At 74.6% G+C, this 2,554-nt stretch carries 3 protein-coding genes; 2 read left to right on the top strand and 1 reads right to left on the bottom strand.

From position 1 onward, the window contains the following. Positions 1–13: 13 nt before the first annotated feature. On the bottom strand, positions 14–718 hold the full coding sequence (locus ACTIR_RS21560; RefSeq protein ID WP_233345812.1) for a DUF3159 domain-containing protein: 705 nt from the start codon (positions 716–718) through the stop codon (positions 14–16). Between the two features lie 316 nt (positions 719–1,034). Here ACTIR_RS21560 and ACTIR_RS0103750 point away from each other — a divergent pair, with 316 nt between their 5' ends. Continuing rightward, positions 1,035–1,916: an SGNH/GDSL hydrolase family protein gene (locus ACTIR_RS0103750; protein ID WP_026453269.1), complete on the top strand. Its 882-nt coding sequence runs from the start codon at positions 1,035–1,037 to the stop codon at positions 1,914–1,916. 44 nt (positions 1,917–1,960) lie between these two features. Further along, a complete protein-coding gene (locus ACTIR_RS0103745) occupies positions 1,961–2,248 on the top strand; it encodes a hypothetical protein (RefSeq protein WP_026453268.1) in 288 nt (95 codons plus the stop codon). Positions 2,249–2,554 lie beyond the last annotated feature (306 nt).

Here is a 2,554-nt window from a genome sequence, read left to right as displayed (position 1 = left end):
CGGGGGCCCCCGCTCAGCGGTGCGTCCCCGGCGACGACGGGTGTTCGGTGTGCCCCTCCGTCGCGTCGTCCTCCTCCGGGTGCGCGTCCCGGGGGCCGTCCCCGGCGACCGGCGTGCGGGGACGGCGCAGTCCGGGGTGGGCGTGCGGCAGCGTCACGTGCACGACGGCACCACTGGCGGCCAGGGTCGCCGCGACCAACGGCCAGGACAGCAGCACCCGCGCGGTGCCCAGGGCCACGACCTCCCCGGCCAGCCACAACGCCCCGAACACCAGCACCCGCAGCAGGTACTGGCCGACCCACACCCAGCTCGCCCGCGAGTAGGCGCGCAGCAGGTCCCGGTCGCGCCGCCAGCGCATCCGTTGTCCCAGCACGGCGCCGACCACGACACCCAGCAGCGGTCGGCGCACCAGGATGCTCACCGCCCACACGAGTGCGCTGGCCACGTTGGCCAGCAACTGGGGCAGGAAGAAGTCCTCCGGATCCCCGGTGCGCACCGCGATCAGTGCGGCGACGGTGACCCCCGCGAGGCTCAGCAGCACCGCACGCACCTTTTCCCGGCGCACCAGCCGGACCGCGCCGACGAGCACGCTCACCCCGACCGCCGCGGCGGCTCCCCAGCCGATCGACGACCCGGTCAGCGACCACGCGAGGACGAACGCCACCGGAGGCAGGGTCGCGTCGACCGCCCCGCGACGTCCGCCGAGCAGGTCGGCCAGCGACTCCCGCCGGGACCCGGTGTCGGCGTCCCCCCGGCCTCGGGCGCCGGGCGGACCGGCACCGGTCTCGCGTTTCCTCACACCCCCAGCGTGCCGGACGTCCGGGGGCAACGGCACCGGCGGTGCACGGCGCCTCGGAGAGCTTCCCCACAGCGTCGTCCGCCCCCGGGAACCCGCTGGGCAACCCCGCGGCGCGGTGACCGAGGGACCGAGGATCACAACCGACGGTAGCGTAGGTGCGGCCCGGGCGAGCTAGAGTCGGGACCGGCCGTGCGCGCGGCCGCCGTTCTCGTGGTGTCAGGGGGAGGTCAGGGTCGTGACCGGGTTCGACAGTTACGTGGCGATCGGGGACAGTTTCACCGAGGGGCTCAACGACGAGGCGCCGGACGGCACGTTCCGCGGCTGGGCGGACCGGCTCGCCGAGATCCTGGCCGACGGCAGGCCGGACTTCCGCTACGCGAACCTGGCCCTGCGCGGCAAACTGCTCGACGAGATCTTCGACGAACAACTGCCCACCGCCCTCGACCTGCGGCCCGACCTCGTGACGGTGTGCGCGGGCGGCAACGACATCATCGTGCCCGGTGCGGACGTCGACGACGTCGCCGCGCGGTTCGAGGAGGGCATCGCGGCGCTGCGGGCCGCGGGCATCGAGGTCCTGATCTTCACCGGCCCGGACACCAAGCAGATGTCGGTGATGAGCATCCTGCGCGGGAAGGTCGGCATCTACAACGCGCACCTGTGGGCCATCGCCGACCGGCAGGGCGCCAAGGTCGTGGACCTCTGGGCGATGCACGTGCTGCACGACGTGCGGGCGTTCAGTGACGACCGGCTGCACTTCACCGCGGAGGGGCACCGCCGGATCGCCCTGCGCGCCGCCGAGGTGCTCGGCGTCCCCACCGCCGACGACTGGCGCGAGCCGTGGCCGGAGACCGACGAACCGGCGAACTGGCTGACCCTGCGCCGTTCCGACCTCGAATGGACCAGAACCCACCTGCTCCCGTGGATCCGCAGGACACTGCGCGGCGAGTCCATGGGCGACGGGCTCCAGCCGAAGCGTCCCCGGCTCGCGCCGCTGACCACGATCACCCGCTCCGCATCCGGCGGCGGTCCGGTGACGACGGCACTCGCGGAGCGGACGGTCCCGGACACGGCGGGCGAGCCCGCGGAGAACGGGGGCCTGAGCCCGGCCACGGGGTGACCGGACGCCGTGCGCAGGTACCGCCGCGGCCGTAGTCTCGCCCCATGTCGGGCGCGCGGCACTGGCTGCTCCTGATCCCGTTCGCGGTGCTGACCACGGCCGCCCTGGCGGTCGCGGCCACGGCCGTGGAGACGGCGCGGATCGAGTCGGAACTCACCGACCGCGCCCGCGCCGCGCTGTCGTCGGCGGACCTGCCCGCCGACGAGGTGACCCTCTCCGGCCGGGACGCGACCGTCACCACGGACACCCCGCAGCAGGCCGCCCGCGCCGAAACCACCCTCGCCGACGTCCCCGGGATCCGCACCGTCACCGCCACCGCCACCCGACGCTGACCCCGCACCCCGCCGGGGTTCGGCCGTGAAGGACACGACACGGGCGTGCAAACGGCGGTGCGGTGGGTATTCCCGTCGGGTGGGTGTCGGCGCGCGGGAGGCGGGTCGGCGCGGGAGTGCGACCGCCGGAGGGTGTCATGGCGTGGTTGTTCGGCCAGATCTGGCTGTGGCTGTTGATCGCCTTCGTCCTCGGTGTCGCGTTCACGGCGTTGGTGCTGCGGCTCGGCCGGCGCTCCCGCACCGCCTCCGGCACCCGCACCGCCTCCGGCACCCGCACGGGGCAGGCGCACCGGGAGCCCGCCGCAC

The organism is Saccharomonospora iraqiensis subsp. iraqiensis, assembly GCF_000430445.1.
Lineage (GTDB): Bacteria > Actinomycetota > Actinomycetes > Mycobacteriales > Pseudonocardiaceae > Saccharomonospora > Saccharomonospora iraqiensis.
Note: the sequence above shows the minus strand (reverse complement) of the source record. Positions and strands in the feature narration are given on the sequence as shown.

Bases quoted from the DNA above. Each gene is read 5' to 3' on its own strand.
- ACTIR_RS0103745 (WP_026453268.1), top strand. From the start codon at position 1,961: ATGTCGGGCGCGCGGCACTGGCTGCTCCTGATCCCGTTCGCGGTGCTG.